Genomic DNA, 18,972 nt, shown 5'->3' on the forward strand with positions numbered 1-18,972 from the left:
ATGGAACAGACATGGCGTTGGTTTGGCCCCAAAGACCCGATCTCCCTGGCGGACATCCGCCAGACCGGTGCGACCGGTATCGTCACGGCGTTGCACGAGATTCCCAATGGCGAAGTATGGCCGGTAGATGCCATCGCGGCGCGCAAACAACTGATCGAAGCGGCCGGCCTGAGCTGGTCGGTGGTGGAAAGCATTCCGGTGCACGAAGACATCAAGCGCGGCTGCGGGCGGCGCGACGAGTACATCGCCAACTACCAGCAAAGTGTGCGCAACCTGGCGAGCTGCGGCATCGATATCGTCTGCTACAACTTCATGCCGGTGCTGGACTGGACCCGAACCGATTTGTCTTTCGAACTGGCGGATGGCGGCTGGGCCTTGCGTTTCGATCAAACCGCGTTCGCCGCCTTCGACCTGTTCATCCTCCAGCGCCCGGGAGCGCAGGCCGAATACAGCGCCGAGGACATCCAGCAGGCCAAGGCCTACTTCGAACAACTGACGCCGGCCCGGCGCGAAACCCTGGTCAATACCCTGATTGCTGGCTTGCCCGGCGCCGAGGAACACTACAGCCTGGACAACTTCCGTGACTTGCTGCGCACCTACGCCGACATCGACGAGGCCAAGTTGCGCGAACACCTGGGGTACTTCCTGCGTGCGGTGATCCCGGTTGCCGAGGCGGTGGGTGTGCGCATGGCAATCCACCCGGACGACCCGCCCCGGGCACTGCTCGGCTTGCCACGTATCCTGTCCACCGCCGAAGACGCCCAATGGCTGCTGGATGCCGCGCCAAGCCCGGCCAATGGCCTGACGTTCTGCACCGGTTCCTATGGTGTGCGCGAAGACAACGACCTGGTGGCGATGGCCAAGCACTTTGCTCCGTTCATCTACTTCACTCACCTGCGTTCAACCCGCCGGGAAACCGACCCACGCAGCTTCCATGAAGCCCATCACCTGGACGGCGACGTCGACATGGTCGGAGTCATCGGCGCCTTGGTGGCTGAAGAGCGCCGACGTGAACGCGAAGGCGGCCCGCGCTTGCCGCTGCGTCCAGACCATGGGCATCAACTGCTTGACGATCAGCATCGCAAGAGCAATCCCGGCTACTCACTGATCGGCCGCCTCAAGGGCCTGGCGGAAATCCGCGGCGTGGAACTGGCCGTGCGTCGACAACTGGGCTAGATAAGCCCTGTTTGGGTGGGGGCGGTTAACACCTGTGGCGAGGGAGCTTGCTCCCGCTGGGCTGCGCAGCAGCCCTAAAACCCGGCACCTCGGTGCATCAGATCGATCCCATTCAATCAGCTTGGGGTCGCTACGCAACCCAGCGGGAGCAAGCTCCCTCGCCACGGGAGGTAAACGCCTGAGAAATTCTCGGGCTAACGCCATTCCCCTGTGGGAGCGTGCTTGCTCGCGAAGCGGTATGTCGGCCTGCAAAGATATTGACTGTGCCACCGCCATCGCGAGCAAGCCCGCTCCCACAATGGCTCAGCCTTCGAGCCCGCGCCGCTCGATCACGCCGAACACATCCGCCACATCCTGCACCAGGATCCGAGCGACATTGGTGAGGGTGTTGATGTCGTTCGTTGCCGAATCACGCAGGCTGCTGCACGCCACCAAGGTCAGGTAGTCGAGCGTGGCGTGCAGGCGTTCGCTGGCACAGGCATGGAGTTCGGGCAGTGGGGCGTGGGTGTCGATCAGCAGGACGGGGTGGGTGGTGGTGGTTTGGGTGAGAGGTGTGAAGCGTTGATCGCGTTGATTCATGGCAATAGTTACTCATTCTTCGTATCAAGAAAAAGCTGCTTCGATCCGCTGCGAAACGAATGGGTGGTAGCTGCGCGTGGGTTCGCAGACCGAGGATACGAAGGAACCCGGCAGACCCGAAGATCTCCCACACACAGCCACCATAAAATGACGTCGAACGCCAAAGGCGCTGATTGTCACTTTTATGATGCTTGGTTGCTACCGTATCTGTCGGGCTGCGAAACCCAGCCACTGACCAAAGCCAGCGACGAACCCAACTATAGAAGTCGATCCCGGTACCCACAACCGGCCTGTAGGACGCCCCGCACCCCGTGGCGAGGGAGCTTGCTCCCGCTCGGCTGCGCAGCAGTCGCAAAACCGGCGCCTGCGCAGTACCTGGAGAAAGAGGCGCCTGTTTTGGGGCCGCTTCGCGCCCCAGCGGGAGCAAGCTCCCTCGCCACAGGGTGTAAATTCCTACGAGATTTTCGGACCGCCTCTTGCCGCTAGCACTGATGTGCGCGGATTTCTGTGGGAGCAAAGCTTGCTCGCGAGGCAGGCGCCTCGTTTCCCCGGAAGACCGCGTCATCTTCATCGCGGGCAAGCCTTGCTCCCACAGGAGGCTTGAGGTGAGTTTTTTCGGACTTTTCTAGCGACAGTCCCGGAAAAACGCCCTGATATCCTCCGCCAACAACGCCGGCTGTTCCAACGCGGCAAAGTGACCACCCCGAGGCATCTCGGTCCAGCGTTTCACCTCGCAGCAACGCTCCACCCAGCTCCGTGGTGGCATGGGCAATTCCTTGGGGAACAGCGCGACCCCAACCGGCGGCTTCAAACGTTCGCCGCTGTTGAACTGCAACGGCCGCTTGCTGCCCTCCACGTATTGGCGAAACGACGAACCGATACAGTGCGTCAGCCAGTACAGCGTCACATTGGTCAGTAACCAATCTCGGTCAATCGCGGGGCTGTCATCACACCAGGACAGGATCTTTTCCCCCATCCACGCCAATAGCCCAGCCGGGGAGTCATTCAGGCCCACCGCCAGGCTCTGGGGTTTGGTTCGCTGAATGTGCCCGTAGGCGCCTTCGGCATCGGCAAATGCCGCCGCGCGTTGCAGGAAGGCCGTTTCTGCCTCGGTCAGCGCTGGCTCGTTTTCGCCCAGGGGAGGGCGATAGGAACCCGGAATATAGTTGAGGTGAATGCCTGTCACCCGCTCGGGATAACGCACGCCCAACCACATCGAAACGCCCGCGCCAATGTCCCCGCCCTGGGCGCCGAACCGTTCATAACCCAGCCCGCTCATCAACTCACTCCACAAGCCCGCCACTTCATAGGGCCCCATGCCGGATTGCTGGAACGGTGCGGAAAAGGTGTAGCCGGGCAGCGACGGCACCACCACATCGAAAGCGTCCGCAGGATCACCCCCATGGCGGGCCGGGTCCGTCAGCAGCGGGATGATGCGCTGCATTTCGATGAACGAGCCGGGCCAGCCATGGGTAAGGATCAACGGTCTCGGACTCGGCCCGACGCCACGTTGATGAATGAAGTGCACCCTTTGCCCGTCAATGTCGGCGACAAATTGCGGCAAGCGATTGAGCGCCGTTTCTTGAGCGCGCCAATCGAACGTGTCCGACCAATAGGCGAGCAGTTCCCGCAGCACCTCCATGTCCATGCCTTCGCTCCAGCCTTGGTCGGCCAAGGGCTCAGGCAACCTTGTGTTCAACAGGCGGTGCCGAAGGTCTTCAAGGGCGCCTTCAGGGATATCGATGGCGAACGGTTCGATGATCATGCTTGCTGTCCCCTGATTATTAACGCCGCCCCGTCCGCGTACTCACATCCACCCACACCGCCAGCACCAGAATGCTGCCTTTGACGATCATCTGCCAATAACTGTCGACGTCGAGCATCGACATGCCGTTGTCCAGGCTGGTGATCACCAGCGCGCCGAGGAGGGCGCCGTAGACCGTGCCGGAACCGCCGCGCATGGAGGTGCCGCCGATGAAGCAGGCGGCGATGGCGTCGAGTTCGCCCATGTTGCCGGCCGAGGGTGAGCCGGCGGCCAGGCGTGCGGTGTTGACCACGCCGGCGAGGGCGCACATCACGCCCATGATGCCGAAGATCCACAGCTTCACCGCTTGCACGTTGATGCCGGACAGGCGCGTGGCTTCCATGTTGCTGCCCACCGAGTAGACGCGTCGGCCGAATACGGTCTGGCTGGTGACGTAGCTGAACACCCCCAGCAGGATCAGCAGGAGCAGCACCGGTACCGGGATGCCGTCGTAGCTGTTGAGGGTATAGACGAACCCGGCCAGCACCGCGCCGATCACCACCACGCGCAACACGTCACGCACCAGGGAGTGAGCCGCCAGGCCATGGAGGGCGCGGTTGCGCCGCTGTTTCCAGGTCAGGAACAAGGTCAGGGCGAACAGCAGGATGCCAAGCCCGGTCCCGACCGTGTGCGGCAAATAACCCTGGCCGACGTAGACCAGCTCCGGTGACACCGGGGCAATGGTGGTGCCGCCGGTCACCCCCAGCAGGACGCCACGAAACGCGAGCATGCCCCCCAGCCCGACAATGAACGATGGAATACGCAGGTAGGCGGTCATGTAGCCGTTGCCCAAGCCGATCACCAGACCGCACAAGGCCACCAGGCTCAAGTTCGCCAGCAGCGGGACGTGATAAACCACATCGAGGATCGCCGCCAGCCCCCCCAGCAGCCCAAGCAGCGAGCCCACCGACAGATCGATCTCGCCGCTGATGATCACCAGCACCATGCCACAGGCGAGAATCCCGGTGATGGACATCTGCCGCAGCAGGTTGGAGAGGTTGCGCGGGGTTACGAACCCACCCTCGGTCTGCCAACTGAAGAACAGCCAGATCAGCGCCACGGCGATCACCAGCGCGAGCATTTTGTAGCGGGAAAACAGCTGTTTGACCTGATTCATCTACGCGGACTTCCGATCATTATTGTTATGGCCATCGGGATGGCTGAGCGCGGCGGCGAGCACCTGTTCCTGGGTGAGTTCGTGGTTGATGAAGTCGCCGCGCAACTGGCCGTCGCCAATCACCAGGACGCGGTCGGAGACCCCCAGCACCTCGGCCAGCTCCGAGGACACCATGATGATCGACACGCCTTCGGCCGCCAGGGCGCCCATCAGCTTGTAGATCTCATACTTGGCGCCGACGTCCACACCGCGGGTCGGCTCGTCGAGGATCAGCACGCGGGGTTTGGTCAGGAGCATTTTCGCCAACACGGCTTTTTGCTGGTTGCCGCCGGAGAGGCTGGTGATCGGCAGGAACGGGCTCGCGGTCTTGAGGTGCATGCGCGCGATTTCCTTGTCGATGCTGCCCAGTTCGGCTTCGGCGTCGATGCGGGTCAGTTTCGAGTAGTTGTCCAGCACCGCCAGAGTGATGTTCTGGCCCACTCCGAGGTCTGGAATGATGCCTTGGCGCTTGCGGTCTTCGGGGACCATGCACAGGCCGGCGCGGATCGACTTGAGCGGCGTGCGCGTGTCGATTTGCTGGCCGTTGAGCCAGACTTCGCCTTCGTAGCGGCCGGGGTAGGCGCCGAACAGCGCCGAGACCAGTTCCGTACGCCCGGCGCCGACCAGTCCGGCGATGCCAAGGATTTCCCCGCGCTTGAGGACGAAGGAAATATCGTCGACCCGTTTGCGCCTGGGGTTGTCGACGTCGTAGCAGGTGACGTGGCGCGCCTCGAAAATCACCTCGCCGATGTCATGGGGTTCGGTGGGGTAGAGGTTGCTCATTTCCCGTCCGACCATCTGGGTGATGATCTTCGGAATGTCCATGTCGGTCATGGCGGTGGTGGCGATGTGTTTGCCGTCGCGGATCACCGAAATGGTGTCGCACACGGCGGCCACTTCATCGAGCTTGTGGGAGATGTACACGCAGGCCACGCCCTTGGCCTTGAGGTCGCGGATGATGTCCAGCAGCACCTCGATTTCCGAGCGGGTCAGGGCCGAGGAGGGCTCGTCGAGGATCAGCAGCCGGGCTTGCTTGTTCAGTGCCTTGGCGATCTCCACCAATTGCTGGTAGCCACCGCCGTACTGGGAAACCGGCAGCGACACGTTCATGTCCGGGACCTTGAGTTCACGCATCAGGGCTTCGGCGCGGTGGATCATCGCCGGGTAGTTCATGCGCCCGCCGGGCAGCGTCAGCTCGTGGCCCATGAAAATGTTTTCCGCCACCGACAGGTCGGGGACGAGGGTCAGTTCCTGGTGAATGATGACGATCCCGGCGGCTTCGGTTTCGCTGATGGACTGCGCCTTGAGCGGCTGGCCGTCCCAAATGATCTCGCCTTCCCAGGTGCCGTGGGGATAGACCGCCGACAACACTTTCATCAGCGTGGATTTGCCCGCGCCGTTTTCACCGCACAGGCCGACGCATTCCCCCGGCCTGACCTTGATATCGATGCCGTTCAGGGCTTTGACACCACCAAAGGTTTTGACGATGCCGTTCATTTGCAGCAGGTAGTCGGACATGGCAGGACTCATGAGAATGGGCTCACACATACGCAGGAACCCTGAAGTCAATCAGCCCCCTGTGGGAGCGAGCTTGCTCGCGATAGCGGTGTTTCAGCTTGCACCCATATTGGATGGGCTGCCGCCATCGCGAGCAAGCTCGCTCCCACAGGGACTTTGCTTAACCCAGGATGTGCACCCAGGTCACTGCCCGGCGATCTGCGCCTTGGTATAGAACCCGTCCTTTTCCAGCAGGTCGATGTTGTCCTTGGTCAACGGCGTAGGGGTGAGCAGGATGGTGTCGACTTTCTTGCTGCCATTGTCGTATTGCGAGCTGAAGGTCGGTTTCTCGTTACGCGCCAGTTGCACCGAGAGCTTGGCGGCTTCGGAGGCAATCAGTTTCAGTGGCTTGTAGACGGTCATGGTCTGGGTGCCATCGATCACGCGCTTGACCGCCGCGAGGTCGGCGTCCTGGCCCGAGATCGGCACCTTGCCGGCCATTTTCTGTGCGGCCAGGGCCTGGATGGCGCCGCCGGCGGTGGCGTCGTTGGAGGCGACGATGCCATCGATCTTGTTGTTGTTCCGGGTCAGGGCGTTTTCCACGATGCTCAAGGCTTCGGTGGGGTTCCATTCCTTCACCCACTGCTGGCCGACAATCTTGATGTCACCCTTGTCGATGGCCGGTTGCAGGACTTTCATCTGGCCTTCGCGCAGGACCTTGGCGTTATTGTCCGTGGGCGCGCCACCGAGCAGGAAGTAATTGCCCTTGGGCGCGGCTTTCAGCACGCCACTGGCCTGCATCTCGCCGACCTTTTCGTTATCGAAGGAAATGTAGGCGTCGATATCGGCATTGAGGATCAGTCGATCGTAGGACACGACCTTGATCCCGGCCTTCTTGGCTTCGGCGACTGCGTTGGTCAGCACGGTGGCGTTGAACGGCACGATGACGATCACATCGACGCCACGGGAGATCAGGTTTTCGATCTGCGAGATCTGCTTCTGCTCGTTGGCATCGGCAGACTGGACGAAGACCTTGGCGTCGAGTTTTTCCGCCGCCGCGACGAAGTAGTCACGGTCCCGCGACCAGCGTTCCAGGCGCAGGTCATCGATGGAGAAACCGATTTTCGGATGGGCCGCATCGGCCATGACCGGAAGCGAGAGCAGGGCGAGGGCGCCGGCGAGCAGGGTACGTTTGAATGTTTTCATGTAGTGCGTCCTTTTATTGTTGTTTGAAAGACACTGCCTGACGATGAGCGTGATACCGGGTAGAACTGTAGAGCGTTGCAGGACACCGTGGGCACAGATTTGTCGCGAGAATGTAACGGCCTCTTTGATGGGGCAGACAAATCAGTTTGTTCTTCCGGGGGCTGCTTCGCAGCCCAGCGGGGATAAATCCCCTCGCCACATTTGTCAGGGGTAGATAAACCGATTGACCACGTTCTCGAGCATTTCCTGGCGACCGCTGACAGCCTGGGGATTGAGCTCGTTGGTAAAGGCGTGCTCGGCCAACGATTCCAGGCTGAAGTCGCCGGCCAGCACCGCCTTGCCAAACGGTTGCTGCCAGCCCGCGTAGCGCTGGTCCTTGAACTGTTGCAACTGATCGTTCTGGACCATGGCTGCCGCGCGCTCCAGGGCGAGGGCGAGGACGTCCATGGCGGCGACATGGCCGTGGAACAGGTCGATATCGTCCACGCTCTGGCGCCGGACCTTGGAGTCGAAGTTGAACCCGCCATTGCCGAACCCGCCAGCCTTGAGGATTTCGTAGGTGGCCAGGGTCATTTCCTCGACGCTGTTGGGGAACTGGTCGGTGTCCCAGCCGTTTTGCGGATCGCCGCGGTTGGCGTCGATGCTGCCGAAGATCCCCAGGGAGACGGCTGTGGCGATCTCGTGGTGGAAGCTGTGCCCGGCGAGGGTGGCGTGGTTGGCTTCGATGTTGACCTTGATCTCGTTTTCCAGGCCGAACTGCTGCAGGAAGCCGAACACCGTGGCACTGTCGTAATCGTACTGGTGCTTGGTCGGCTCCTGGGGCTTGGGTTCGATCAGCAGGTCGCCTTTGAAGCCGATCTTGTGCTTGTGCTCGACCACCATGCGCATGAACCGGCCCAGTTGCTCGCGCTCGTGTTTCAAATCGGTATTGAGCAGGGTTTCGTAGCCTTCGCGACCGCCCCACAATACGTAGTTGGCGCCGTTGAGGCGTTGGGTGGCGTTCATGGCGCTGAACACCTGGGCGGCGGCGCAGGCGAATACTTCCGGATCGGGGTTGCTGGCGGCGCCTGCGGCAAAGCGCGGGTTGCTGAAGCAGTTGGCGGTGCCCCACAGCAGCTTGATCCCGGTCTGCTCCTGATGGCGTTCCAGGTGGTCGATCATCTGGGCGAAGTGGTTGCGGTACTCCCTGAGCGAGCTACCTTCCGGGGCGACATCGGTGTCGTGGAAGCAGTAGTAGTCGATGCCCAGCTTGGAGAAGAACTCGAAGGCCGCTTCGGCCTTGCCGATGGCCACTTCCATCGGATCCCCGGCGTGCTGCCATGGGCGCTTGAACGTGCCGGCACCGAACACATCCGACCCCGGCCAGACGAAGGTATGCCAATAGCAGACCGCCATGCGCAGGTGTTCGCGCATGGGTTTGCCGAGCACCAGTCTGTTGGCGTCGTAGTGACGGAAGGCAAGCGGCGAATCGCTGGCGGGGCCCTCGTAGCGAATCTTGTCGACACCGGGGAAGTACGGCATGTGCGGGTTTCCTTTTTATTCTTGGCGGTGTCTCGATACTAACGCCGGCCCCGTGGCTGCTGATTATGAAAATCACCAACGGGCAGTTCGATTTTGAGTATTGAGATTCGTCGGCCGCGCGCCTAGTCTGTGTCCACCGGCACAGGGTTAAACCAATGAAAACCGTCCCGCCCGTTCACCGCATCGCGCTGTTGTTCAATGGCAGCAAGATCTACGACCGCGGCATCATCAGCGGTATCGGCAACTACTTGAGCAGCACGCGTGCGTCCTGGGACTTGTTTCTCGAGGAGGATTTTCTCTGCCGCTTGAAAGGCATCGAGCGCTGGCAGGGCGACGGGATCATTGCCGACTTCGACGACCCGCTGATCGGCGAGGCGCTGGCCGGGATCAAGCTGCCGGTGGTGGCGGTGGGCGGTTCCTATCAGGATGAACGCGCCTACCCGAAGGGCATCCCCTATGTCGCCACCGACAATGACGCGTTGATGCGGTTGGCCTACGAACACCTGATCGAGGCCGGGCTGACCCGCTTCGCCTGTTTCAGCCTGCCTGAAGCACAAGCCAATCGCTGGGCCCAGGAACGGGAGAAAGCCTTTCGCCGGCTGGTGCAGCGCGACGGCCTGCCGGCCGAGGTCTATCGCGGCATGGGCACCAGCGCACCGCTCTGGGACAGCGCCGTCGAACAGCAGATCGCCTGGTTGCAAAGCCTGCCCAAGCCCATCGGCATCATCGCCGTCAGCGACGCCCGCGCCCGGCAACTGCTGCAAGCCTGCCTGACCGCCGGGATCGCCGTGCCGGAGCAAGTGGCGTTGATCGGTATCGACAACGACCCGCTGACCCGCAGCCTGACGCGGGTGCCGTTGAGCTCGGTGATCCAGGGCACCGAGACCATGGGTCGGACCGCCGCACGCCTGCTCCACCAAATGCTGCACGGCATGCCGTCCACGGGCACACAGATTCTGATCCCACCAGATGCGATCAATGTGCAGGTGTCGAGCCTGCATCAACCGTTGGGCAACCCTTATGTCATGCAGGCACTGCTCTTCATCCGCCAATACGCCTGCCAGGGCATCAAGACGGCCCAGGTGGCGGCTTATGTAGGGATATCGCGCTCATCGCTGGAAGCGCATTTTCGCAAGGAGCGGGGCTGCAGCGTCCACGATGAAATCCTGCGCTTCAAGCTGACCGCCGCCGCCAACGGGCTGGAAAACACCGACGCACCGATTGCCGACATCGCCCAGAATTGCGGTTTCAAATCGGCGCAATACCTGCACACGGTGTTTCGCCGCGAATTCGGCTGCACGCCCCGGGAGTATCAGCAGGGGGCAAGTGCGGGAACTCAATGATCTGCCACAAGGGCTACACCACCGCCTCGTCCTTGTGGCAAGGTTGCGGGCTTCATCGAATATTTAGGGACGGATGGAATGACGCTCAGGGTCATGGTGGTCGGTGGGTATGGAAATTTCGGCAGTATCGTTTCCAGGCACCTGGTGGTGATGCCAGGCGTACAGTTGGTGATTTCGGGGCGCGACGCCCAAAAACTGCAGCGCAAAGTCGATGAGTTGAACGCCCGATCGGGCATGGCATGTGAAAGCTGGTGCGGCGACGCCATGGGCCCAGGCTTCAAATCTGTCCTTGGCTTGATGAACATCCAATGGGTCATTCATACCGGCGGCCCCTTTCAAGGGCAATCCTATGCCGTCGCCGAGAGCTGCATCGACGCCGGCGTGAATTACTGCGACCTGTCGGACAGCAGAGCCTTCGTCACCGGCATTAGCGCACTCGACACCCGGGCAAAACAGGCAGGCGTGGCGATCCTCAGTGGTTGCAGCTCAGTGCCAACGCTCTCGGCCGCCCTCATTGATCAGCAGCGGCATCGGTTTAAACGCATCGACACGATCGAGCATGGTATTTCTTCTTCGGCCAAAATGCCGGGCTTGTCCACCGTCGAAGGCGTTCTCGCCTATGCGGGCAAGCCGATCAAGCAACTCAGGAATGGCCGGGTGCATGAGGTTCTGGGATGGCAGGATCTGACGCTTCGCAGAATGCGCTACATGGGCACCCGGGTACTGGCCAATGTCGACGTGCCGGACATGGATATCTTCGCCAGCCGCTATGGCGCCCTGAACCTGAGCTTCAAGGCCGGCGCAGGCCTGAAGCTCGGCGGCATTGCCAACTACCTGCTGGCCCAGGCAATGAGGATGGGGCTGGTGCGCGACCATCTCCCTTGGGCGGCCAGGCTTCATCGGTGTGGGCTCTGGTTCGAACGACTTGGCGATGGCAAAAGCGCAATGTACATCGATGTCCATGGTATCGGTGCCGACGGCGAGCCGTTGTCGTTGAACGTGCAGCTCACCGCCATGAACGACAAAGGGCCGGAAATTCCCAGCTGTGCAGCCGTTGCCTTGGCGGCGAAAGTCGCCCAAGGGTATCTGCCCGAACCCGGAGCTCGGGCCTGTGTGGGTGAAATCACCGTCGACGAATACATGGCCGCCATCAACGATCCGCAAAACCTCAGCCTGTCTGTGCATTTCTCTGACGGGCAGGGTTGACCATGCTCTATCTGTGCTTGAAGTACATCCATGTGATCGCTGCCATTTTCCTGTTCGGCTTCGGCATGGGATCCTACCTCTACCTGATCGCCGCCAGCCGCACCGCCAATCCGCAGGTCATTGCCCATGTGGCCAGGACGGTTGTCCGGTTCGATACCTGGATTACCACGCCGGCGGGTTTCATTCAGATAGTGACGGGTTACCTGCTAACGAGACTGGCCGGACTTCCCCTGACTACGGAATGGATCATGACGTCGTTGATCATTTTCCTGTGCGTGGGGGCGTTGTGGCTGCCTGTGCTGGTGTTCCAGAAGCGGTTATACGTGATGGCGTCGAGCGCGCTAGGGGATGGGCGCACGCTCGATGATCGATACTCAACCGTGTATCAGAAGTGGTTCTGGATGGGGGTTCTGGGCTTTTTGGGGATGTTTGTCATTGTGTCGATCATGGTGACGAAGATGACGCCACAGCAGTGGATCGAGCGACTACTGGTCTAAATATCGATCCGTTCCGCCGGGTTGTTCCCAGGCGTGGATATCTTCAAGAAACGTCGTTCGTGATCCGGATGCTCGAACAGGACCACTGTCTAGCCTGGCTTGAGCAAGGGGCGGGTGAAGCGAGTTTGGGCGATGGGCATGAACGTGTGTCTAACACGATGACTTCAAGGACAAGATCCGATCCATGAACGATGACACCTACACCCAGTACATGCGTTTCCAGACGCCCGATCCTGACATCGGCCCTCGGGAGCGGGCGCCGATGCTTGCTCAGGAGCTGGCCTGGGCGCGTGAGCGTGCGACCATGCATCGCTTCAGCTGGGTCATGGTGCTGGTGCCGCCGTTGTGCCTGGGCCCGGTGTTGCCGGGCATCGCGTTTTTGCTGGGGCTGCTGGTCTATCAGGGGTTATCCGCCCCAGGCGTCGACCTTGACCGGATCGTGGGGGATTCCCTTGGCTGGCTTGTGCTCGTCACCTTGCTGTTCATGGCTGCCTGGGGCCTGCATAATTACTTGCGCGATAAGCGCGACCCGACCAAGCGATATTGGCAATCGATGCCCGATCAAGGGCTGGTCGAGCTCGAACACCACACCCTCATCCGCGGCATCAGCCTGTGGTCCAACGACTATGACCCGGACTGCAACACCCTCATGCAATGGACCGACGGCAAGCTGAAATGCGTGCAGGACAGCGGTGTGTCGCAATGGATTCTGGCCAAGACCGCGGCGGGGTACTGGCTGGTGCTCAAGGAGCAGTTCTCAGGGGACTTCAGCTACGGGCGAGTAGGGCAAATGCCGGCGCCGGACAAGCTGCTGCAACCCCAGCAGCAACTGGCGATGGCTTTCGCCCCCGGCACGAACCTGCAGTTGGGCCGGCGTTTCGACGGTGCGCCGATGCCATTGGTGGATACGCCGTACTGGATGTCTGCCGATGAACTCAAGCGTCTGGAGGAGGCCGCCCATCACTGGAAGTTTTTACCGCCGAACCGCTATGGGGTGGTCAATGACCAGGACGCCGCCTGGGTGCAACGGCTGGTGGACAGGGCGCAAGCCAGTGTCGGGCCGCAGCCGGCGAGCGATCGCAGCCCAGCCCGGCGGGAGCAATCGCCCTCGACACCCTGAATCGAACACATTCCCGGAATGTCCGGCCGGTCACTGAAGCCAGGTGTCCACCACCCGCCGATCCAGCTCCTCCCAATCCGCCATGCCCAATACCCGAGTGGTATTCAATCCACGCAGATAACCGCGCAGTTGATTGGCCGTGGCCCGCTTGAGCTCCGGGTCGGGTTCTGTGTTGCTCAACAGCACGCTTTCGTACTGGATCAAGTAGTCAGCCACTCGTTCACGGAAGTCGGGCAATACCGAGTCGCGAATCAGATCAAACGTTCTCATGGATAGTCCTCATCAATCTTTCTCGGCTTGCAACTATTGCTAGGAGTAATAGTGACCATTACGAAATGCAAGTTCTGCTTTGCCGGCAATCATTGGAAAATCAGCGCCATCGAACACGCAGCCCCGTATTTTTATTTTCAGGACCTCAACCCATGCGCCGTTTATTTCTGCTTTCCCTGGCGTTTTCCCCATTGTTGCTGGCCGGTTGTGCCTCGGCACCGAACGATCCGACCCTGACCTTGCAGACCAGCAAGACGCCGGCCCAATACGCCGAATGCGTCGTACCGAAATTGCAGGGCAATGCCTTGAACCCGATGGTCTCGCAGACCCAGCGCAGCTACCGCATCGTGGTGCCGAGCAAAGTCTCGGCGGACAACGTGCTGGAAGCCTACAAGGCCGGCGACGGCGGCAAGGTATTCATCTACGAGCGGCACTTGCTGGCCTCCAACCTCCTGCCTTCGAGTTTCGAACGCGCCGCACAGGAATGCATCTGACCGGCCCGTAAACGCTTTTCACCGTGCTCCTTTGGTTGGCCGCAACCAACCAATTCCCTTGCCCCGCACCGTCCTCGGTCGCGGGGCTTTTTTTTTGTTTGACGATGACTCCAGCCCGGTATTTCGGCCCGGTCAGCGTAGCCTTAGGCAAGAGCGTCAGGGGGCACGTTTTGTCGTCTTGTCTTATAGCGTCGGCAAAGGGGTGCTGCCGTTCAAGGCTGGAATCTTTGAAAACACGTCAGCCATGAAATCCATGAACACGATAGCCCGCGTGGGGAGCAGTCTATTGGCGACATAAACCATCTGCACGGGGACAGGGGGAGCCGCATGGTCGGTGAGAATGAACTGTAATCTCCCGCTGTTCAGCCCACCCTCAAACAGCCACGCAGGTCCATGCGCCACACCCAGGCCTGCCACGACTGCCGCACTGACAGCGTCGGGCGAGTTGACCCTGAGCCTGCCGGCAATCGGAATGTCCGCGTCACGGAATCGCCAGGTCGCCCCGGACGACAGTAAGGTGTAGATGATGCAGTCGTGGTCGCGCAGATCATCCGGGGTCTGCGGAACTCCGCGTTTAGCCAAGTAGTCCTTGCTGGCGACGAAGACCCGGTCGTACCACCCAAGACGCCGGGCGCGCAAGGAGCTGTCCTCCAGTTGTCCTATGCGAATGGCGAGTTCGGTACCTTCATTGACCAGGTCTACGTATCGATCGTTGAGTTGGAGATCCAAGATCAATTGAGGGTAGCGCTCCAAAAAGGCCGGCACATGCGGCAGCACAAACGCGTGTGCGAGAGCTGTCGGACAGGCTACGCGCAAGAGCCCCGATGGCTCGACGCTGTTCCTGAAGGACGATTCGGATTCATCCACCGCATCCAGGATGCGCCGGATGTCCGCATAGTAGCGTTCGCCCTCCGGCGTCAAGGATAGCTTGCGCGTAGACCGGTGGAGCAAGCGCGTCTGCAAATGATCCTCCAGAGCCGCTACATAGCGGCTTACATTGGGTTGCCCCAACCCTAGATCGCGCCCTGCCGCCGAAAAGCTCCCGGTTTCCACAGCACGCGCGAAGCATGTCATCAAAAGAAACCGGTCCACTTCTCCACCTCGATTCATGCTTGATTTGCATGAATCATATACGAATAGGCAGTCTTATCCGATTCGGAGCATGAGCGCATATTTCTCCATGTCGACCGCAGTGGTCATTCACCGGAGAATTCAAATGTCCCGCTTGCAAGGTAAACGTACGCTCATCACTGGCGGCACCAGTGGCATCGGGCTGGAAACGGCAAAGCAGTTCCTGGCGGAGGGTGCTCGCGTGATCGTCACGGGCGTCAACCCCGATTCGATTGCAAAGGCCCAGGCAGAATTGGGCCCGGAAGTGCCGGTGTTGCGCGCCGACTCGGCCAGCGTTGCAGCACAAAAGGAGTTGGCACAAGTCATCAAGGAACACTACGGCCAACTCGACGTTGCCTTCCTCAATGCCGGCGTATCCGTCTGGCGGCCCATTGAGGAATGGACGGAAGACATGTTCGACCGCATTTTCGACATCAACGTCAAAGGGCCATACTTCCTGATGCAGGCGCTGTTGCCGGTCTTCGCAAATCCTGCTTCCGTAGTGTTGACCACTTCCGTAAGCGCGCATGCAGGGGCAGATCGCTCGTCCGTGTATGCCGCAACGAAGGCCGCATTGCTGAACATGTCGAAGACGCTCTCGACCGAATTGCTAGGCCGTGGCATCCGTGTCAATGCAGTGAGCCCTGGCCCCGTCGAGACTCCGCTTTACGACAAGGCAGGTATTCCGGACGCTTACCGCGAGCAGATTAACCAAGCGATCACGGCAACCATTCCGCTTGGCCGCTTCGGTACCTCCGACGAGGTGGCCAAAGCAGTGCTGTATCTGGCATCCGACGAATCGCGCTGGACGGTCGGCTCTGAAATCGTCCTTGACGGCGGCCGCCTGCTGAATGGCTAAGCGCGCGGCTCAAGAGTTGCGCGAATGCAACATCGCCTGGGCCGAGTTAATCAGGTACTGAACGCCCGCCTCAGCACTTGGCGACGAACGAGTCCAATCCAGACTGTGCAAACAGCGGTACGTGGGAAACCTCTGCCGCTGTTTCCTCAGGTTAGCCAATCATCCGCCCGGATGAACTCGATGAGCGCTTTCAGGGCCGGCGGTACATGGCGTCGGCTGGGGTAATAGAGGAAAAACCGGCTTGGCGGCGCTTTCCATTGCGCGAGCAGTTCCGTGAGACGCCCATTGCGGAGGTCGTCGCGTGCCAGCTCCTCGTAGACGTAGGCAATCCCGGCGCCATCTTTCGCCGCCTGGATCATCAGCGCATCGTCTTCAAGAATGAGCGGGCCGGTGACGGACAACCGGATCGGTTGTCCCTCTGCCTGATACTCCCAAGCGTAGAGTTTGCCGCTGGGAAAACGCCGGGCGATGCAGGCATGCTCGAGCAAATCCCGTGGAGCCTGGGCGATCCCCTTCGCGGCCAGGTAGGTTGGCGCGGCTACGGTCACGAACGATTGAGGGGGGCCGACAGGGACGGCGATCATGTCGCCGGCCAGGCTTTCGCCAAAGCGCACGCCGGCGTCAAAGCCGCCGTTGACGATATCGGTCAAGCCATCATCGCTGACCAGGTCCAGTTGAATGCGGGGATACCTGGCCACGAACGGCGCGAGCACCTTCGCAAATACTGCACGCGCCGCCGGACGCGCCACGTTGAGGCGAAGCTTGCCGGCGGGCACATCCTGCAACGAGGTCAATTGGGCCAAGGCATCGGCAACCTGCTGCAGGGTAGGGGCCAGTGTTGCCAATAGCTGGTGGCCGGCCTCGGTCGGGGTAACGCTGCGCGTGGTGCGGTTGAGTAGCCTGACTCCCAGGCGTGCTTCCAGGGCTCGCATGGCGTGGCTCAATGCCGAGGCCGAAACGCCACGCTCGTCGGCGGCCTTGCGAAAGCTGCGATGGCGAGCGACGGCGGCAAAGGCATCCAGTTCGGAAAGATCGGGGTGCTGACTCATGAATACAGTTCAGTATTTCAAATAAGATTACCCATCTTATCGTCATGAGATCCCTCGCGGATACTGCCCACATCATCTGTGGAGAACTCGCTATGCAAAAGAATCGTCTTGGATCATCGGACTTGCTGATTTCGCCCATTGGCCTGGGAACCTGGGCCATTGCTGGCACCGGCTGGGAATACAGTTGGGGTGCACAGGACGACGAGGACAGCCTCGGTGCCCTTGAATATGCCGTTGAACGCGGGGTGAACTGGATCGATACGGCGGCGGTTTATGGTTTGGGCCATGCCGAGCAACTGGTCGGGCAGCTGTTGCGGCGGCTGCCGGCTTCGCAGCGCCCGTTGGTGTTCACCAAGGGCAGTCTGGTCTGGGACCCGGTCACCAAGGCGATCTCACACTCGCTGGCGCCTCGATCGTTGCTCGCCGAGGTCGAGGCAAGCTTGCGCCGACTGCAAGTCGAAACCATCGACCTTTATCAGATTCACTGGCCGGCCTTTCCTGCCGACGGCAGCAGTGAAGGGCTCGAGAAGGCGCTTTCGGCGTTGGCCACCGCCCGCGAACAGGGGAAAATTCGCGCCATCGGCGTCTCCAATTTCGATGTCGCGCAACTCAAGCGGGCCCAGGCGGTAACCGAGATCGTTTCACTTCAGCCGCCTTATTCCGCCTTGATGCGGGACATCGAGCAAGACGTCCTGCCATTTTGCGAGCAGGCGGGAATGGGGGTCTTGGCCTATTCCACCCTTCAGTCGGGGCTGCTTTCCGGCAGCATGACGCGCGAACGTATCGCCCAATTGCCCGACGACGATTGGCGCAAGGCGCGAAGCGCCGACTTCCAGGAGCCTCGCTTGAGCGCGAACCTGGCGCTGGTCGAGGTCTTGGCCGGTATTGGCGAACGGCACGGGGTCAGTGCGGCGGCAGTCGCCATCGCTTGGGTGCTGCGCAAGCCGGTGGTGACCGGTGCCATCGTCGGAGCCCGTCGCCGCGGGCAGGTCGACGGGCTGATTGCCGGCGCGCAGTTGCGCCTCAGTGCCGAGGAGATCGAAGAAATTCGACCCTTCCTGCCAGTGGGCATGGGCACGAATGTTCCAGGGAACGCTTGACCGTTTATCGTACAGGCGCTCGCTGGAATGAGCGGGTTTGACGCTTCGCTGCATAACCGGCACTATCTGCTCGTTGATGATCATTAGTGCTCGTTTATGCAGGTTGTATCTCATGACTTCTCCCCACGAAGCGTTCCCCGGTGAACGCCAGCAATTGATCAGCCAGCGTCTCGCCCGGTATGGCCGGGTGATCGCGGCGGACCTGGCCAGCGAATTCAATGTGTCCGAACACTCGATCCGGCGTGACCTGGGGGTATTGGCAGCGGCGGGGTTATGCAAGCGTGTTTATGGCGGCGCGATACTTGTGCCGGCTGCCGAAGGGTCGCTGGATGTACGCGTGCGTAAAGACCCGGTACGCAAGGGCAGCCTCGGCCAAGCGGCCGCTGCCTTGCTGCGCGTGGGCCAGCACGTGTTCATCGATGCCGGGTCGACCAACCTGGCGATTGCTGGCGCCATCGATCCGAGCCTTCAGTTGACCCTCTCCACCAATTCGCCGTTGATTGCGGTGCAGTTGATGAAACTGCCCCGTGCCGAAGTCATTCTCCTGGGGGGGCGCTTGAATCCCATCGCCGGTGGTGTGATCGGGCTGACGGCGGTGGAGCAATTGCGCCAGTTCAGTTATGACGTGTGTTTTCTGGGGGCCTGCGCCATCGATCCAGACAATGGGGTCACGGCATTCGGCCTGGAGGACGCAGAGTTCAAGCGTGCAGTGGTGGCGGCGAGTGGGCAAGTGATTACCGCAGTGACCAACGAAAAGCTGTCCAGCGTCGCTCATTATCAGGTGGTTTCTTGTGAGGAGGTCGCCGCCCTGGTGGTGGAGCACGATGCGCCACGTGAGCGGCTGGAGCCCTTTTACGGGCGGGTGACCAACGTCGTGACGAGTGTCCGTGAACAGCGGCGTAGCTGATGCCTTTGCGGCGCCGGGCTGGGCAATCAGGTAGATACTGCCCGGCCCCCATTGTCCGCCAGGCGATTTGCGTCTAGT

At 60.9% G+C, this 18,972-nt stretch carries 18 protein-coding genes; 9 read left to right on the forward strand and 9 right to left on the reverse strand.

Features of this window, described 5'->3' with window-relative positions; all coding sequences use genetic code 11:
• Nucleotides 1-1,176 carry a mannonate dehydratase gene (gene uxuA, locus J4E53_RS04040; protein WP_060742690.1) on the forward strand — a complete coding sequence of 392 codons (1,176 nt, stop codon included), beginning with the start codon at nucleotides 1-3 and terminating at the stop codon, nucleotides 1,174-1,176.
• Between the two features lie 303 nt (nucleotides 1,177-1,479).
• Here uxuA and J4E53_RS04045 read toward each other — a convergent pair whose 3' ends face one another.
• From J4E53_RS04045 to xylA, 6 genes are all read right to left on the reverse strand, one after another.
• Entirely contained in the window at nucleotides 1,480-1,755 is a 276-nt protein-coding gene (locus tag J4E53_RS04045; RefSeq protein ID WP_207268108.1) for a fructose-bisphosphate aldolase, read from the reverse strand.
• A 625-nt stretch (nucleotides 1,756-2,380) separates the two neighbouring features.
• Nucleotides 2,381-3,520 (reverse strand): epoxide hydrolase family protein, encoded by a 1,140-nt coding sequence (locus J4E53_RS04050; protein WP_103309817.1) that lies wholly within the window; start codon nucleotides 3,518-3,520, stop codon nucleotides 2,381-2,383.
• Nucleotides 3,521-3,539: 19 nt separating this feature from the next.
• On the reverse strand, nucleotides 3,540-4,676 hold the full coding sequence (locus J4E53_RS04055) for a sugar ABC transporter permease (protein WP_060742687.1): 1,137 nt from the start codon (nucleotides 4,674-4,676) through the stop codon (nucleotides 3,540-3,542).
• On the reverse strand, nucleotides 4,677-6,233 hold the full coding sequence (xylG, locus tag J4E53_RS04060) for a D-xylose ABC transporter ATP-binding protein (protein ID WP_060742686.1): 1,557 nt from the start codon (nucleotides 6,231-6,233) through the stop codon (nucleotides 4,677-4,679). It lies immediately after the preceding gene.
• Nucleotides 6,234-6,416: 183 nt separating this feature from the next.
• Entirely contained in the window at nucleotides 6,417-7,418 is a 1,002-nt protein-coding gene (xylF, locus tag J4E53_RS04065; RefSeq protein ID WP_025213958.1) for a D-xylose ABC transporter substrate-binding protein, read from the reverse strand.
• Nucleotides 7,419-7,622: 204 nt separating this feature from the next.
• Nucleotides 7,623-8,939 carry a xylose isomerase gene (gene xylA / locus J4E53_RS04070; protein ID WP_103309815.1) on the reverse strand — a complete coding sequence of 439 codons (1,317 nt, stop codon included), beginning with the start codon at nucleotides 8,937-8,939 and terminating at the stop codon, nucleotides 7,623-7,625.
• Between the two features lie 155 nt (nucleotides 8,940-9,094).
• Here xylA and J4E53_RS04075 point away from each other — a divergent pair, with 155 nt between their 5' ends.
• From J4E53_RS04075 to J4E53_RS04090, 4 genes are all read left to right on the forward strand, one after another.
• Nucleotides 9,095-10,282, forward strand: coding sequence for a XylR family transcriptional regulator (locus J4E53_RS04075; RefSeq protein ID WP_060742684.1), 1,188 nt, complete (start codon nucleotides 9,095-9,097; stop codon nucleotides 10,280-10,282).
• 78 nt (nucleotides 10,283-10,360) lie between these two features.
• A complete protein-coding gene (locus J4E53_RS04080) occupies nucleotides 10,361-11,488 on the forward strand; it encodes a saccharopine dehydrogenase NADP-binding domain-containing protein (RefSeq protein ID WP_060742683.1) in 1,128 nt (375 codons plus the stop codon).
• Between the two features lie 2 nt (nucleotides 11,489-11,490).
• Nucleotides 11,491-11,985 carry a DUF2269 domain-containing protein gene (locus J4E53_RS04085; protein ID WP_060742682.1) on the forward strand — a complete coding sequence of 165 codons (495 nt, stop codon included), beginning with the start codon at nucleotides 11,491-11,493 and terminating at the stop codon, nucleotides 11,983-11,985.
• Nucleotides 11,986-12,169: 184 nt separating this feature from the next.
• Nucleotides 12,170-13,105, forward strand: coding sequence for a hypothetical protein (locus J4E53_RS04090; RefSeq protein ID WP_103309814.1), 936 nt, complete (start codon nucleotides 12,170-12,172; stop codon nucleotides 13,103-13,105).
• 30 nt (nucleotides 13,106-13,135) lie between these two features.
• Here the strand turns inward: J4E53_RS04090 and J4E53_RS04095 are convergent, their stop codons facing one another.
• Nucleotides 13,136-13,375 carry a hypothetical protein gene (locus tag J4E53_RS04095; RefSeq protein WP_060742680.1) on the reverse strand — a complete coding sequence of 80 codons (240 nt, stop codon included), beginning with the start codon at nucleotides 13,373-13,375 and terminating at the stop codon, nucleotides 13,136-13,138.
• A gap of 152 nt (nucleotides 13,376-13,527) precedes the next feature.
• On the opposite strand from J4E53_RS04095, the gene J4E53_RS04100 reads away from it, so the two are divergent.
• Nucleotides 13,528-13,869, forward strand: a complete 342-nt coding sequence (locus tag J4E53_RS04100; protein WP_060742679.1) for a hypothetical protein — start codon at nucleotides 13,528-13,530, stop codon at nucleotides 13,867-13,869.
• 183 nt (nucleotides 13,870-14,052) lie between these two features.
• On the opposite strand, the gene J4E53_RS04105 is transcribed toward J4E53_RS04100, so the two are convergent.
• Entirely contained in the window at nucleotides 14,053-14,961 is a 909-nt protein-coding gene (locus J4E53_RS04105; RefSeq protein ID WP_060742678.1) for a LysR family transcriptional regulator, read from the reverse strand.
• 124 nt (nucleotides 14,962-15,085) lie between these two features.
• On the opposite strand from J4E53_RS04105, the gene J4E53_RS04110 reads away from it, so the two are divergent.
• Nucleotides 15,086-15,838: an SDR family oxidoreductase gene (locus tag J4E53_RS04110; RefSeq protein ID WP_060742677.1), complete on the forward strand. Its 753-nt coding sequence runs from the start codon at nucleotides 15,086-15,088 to the stop codon at nucleotides 15,836-15,838.
• Nucleotides 15,839-15,984: 146 nt separating this feature from the next.
• Here the strand turns inward: J4E53_RS04110 and J4E53_RS04115 are convergent, their stop codons facing one another.
• Nucleotides 15,985-16,887, reverse strand: coding sequence for a LysR family transcriptional regulator (locus J4E53_RS04115; RefSeq protein WP_060742676.1), 903 nt, complete (start codon nucleotides 16,885-16,887; stop codon nucleotides 15,985-15,987).
• A gap of 92 nt (nucleotides 16,888-16,979) precedes the next feature.
• Here J4E53_RS04115 and J4E53_RS04120 point away from each other — a divergent pair, with 92 nt between their 5' ends.
• Nucleotides 16,980-17,987 (forward strand): aldo/keto reductase, encoded by a 1,008-nt coding sequence (locus tag J4E53_RS04120; protein ID WP_060742675.1) that lies wholly within the window; start codon nucleotides 16,980-16,982, stop codon nucleotides 17,985-17,987.
• A gap of 112 nt (nucleotides 17,988-18,099) precedes the next feature.
• The gene (locus J4E53_RS04125) at nucleotides 18,100-18,894 is read left to right on the forward strand and encodes a DeoR/GlpR family DNA-binding transcription regulator (RefSeq protein ID WP_060742674.1); all 795 of its coding nucleotides are present in this window, start codon (nucleotides 18,100-18,102) and stop codon (nucleotides 18,892-18,894) included.
• Nucleotides 18,895-18,972: the final 78 nt, after the last annotated feature.

This window comes from Pseudomonas sp. FW305-28 (assembly GCF_017351395.1).
Lineage (GTDB): Bacteria > Pseudomonadota > Gammaproteobacteria > Pseudomonadales > Pseudomonadaceae > Aquipseudomonas > Aquipseudomonas fluorescens_AA.